Source organism: Vibrio genomosp. F10 str. 9ZD137, assembly GCF_049974785.1.
Lineage (GTDB): Bacteria > Pseudomonadota > Gammaproteobacteria > Enterobacterales > Vibrionaceae > Vibrio.
Window position 1 is genome coordinate 1 of record NZ_JBNGCJ010000011.1, and the last position, 1049, is coordinate 1049.

1 protein-coding gene and 1 pseudogene are annotated in these 1049 nt (G+C 44.9%); one reads left to right on the forward strand and one right to left on the reverse strand.

Annotated features, from left to right (window positions below):
- On the forward strand, positions 1–449 hold a 449-nt coding region (locus tag ACP45E_RS00250; RefSeq protein WP_069584572.1), incomplete at its 5' end, for an OmpA family protein.
- A 109-nt stretch (positions 450–558) separates the two neighbouring features.
- Here ACP45E_RS00250 and ACP45E_RS00255 read toward each other — a convergent pair.
- Positions 559–1049: pseudogene (locus ACP45E_RS00255) on the reverse strand (hypothetical protein); the annotation flags it as partial.

The window sequence follows — 1049 nt, forward strand, 5'->3', positions numbered from 1 at the left end:
TGCTGAACCGCTCTTTCGATCTCACCACTAGCTATAGTTCGCTGCAAAGCTTTTTGCTGAAACACGGTGTCGACTACGAAGTCTTACCCGGAAATCATGTGATGGTGAAGCTGAAAGATACAATCAAGTTTGAAACAGGATCGGCGAAAGTGTCACCAGATTCTTCTTATTGGCTGGGTATGATGGGCGAGTATCTTGCTAACGACCCTGGTATAGATATCGTCATTGATGGTCATGCAGACAGCACTGGTGCTCCAACGTTCAACGATGGCCTGTCATTAAGACGAGCCAAGCAAGTTAAGCAGACGCTGATTAAAAACAATGTGGCAATGGACTCTATTTTTACACGAGGTTACGGTGAATATGTCCCTGCTTGTAGCAACAAAACCACCGCTGGAAAAGCGTGTAATCGACGAGTTGAAGTTTTGTTTGTTGTGTCTAACAACTGATTAGGAAAGGCGGGACATCGCCCGATACCTTATTCAATCATTTGCCACATGAATCAGGGCGAGAGAAAGCATACTTAAATGCCATACCTGGCCCGTTCTATTGTTTATGTTAGGAGACGCTGCGATAAAAATACTTCTCACAAGTCTTATCGCTGAATCGTCTGAGCCCCAGTGAGATGAGCGCGACAACCACCACTGAAAATATCAGCCGCCCCCAAAATATGGTGTAGAAGTCCGCGCCAATAAGCATTATTAATAACGTGTCCTCGATTAAACTATGAAGAAGGTTGAGTAACATGATTGCGGTGAACACATCACGTGCAGCGATATGTCCTCGCTTTGCCTCATTAATAAGTAGCCCGCCACCAAAAGAAAGCCCAAGTGTGACACCAATAATGGTCAAATTGGTGGCTTCTTTACTAATGCCCAGAATGCGCAAAAATGGTCTTAGCATGATTGCCATCAATTTTTCGATACCCAACAGTTTGAGCACTTTAAGCACGAACAGCAGTACGGAAATAACCAAGAAGATGACCACGAAGTTCTCAAGCTGGCTGAGAGCCCATGATAAATAGCCAATGTCAGAGGGTGCACCTGGCT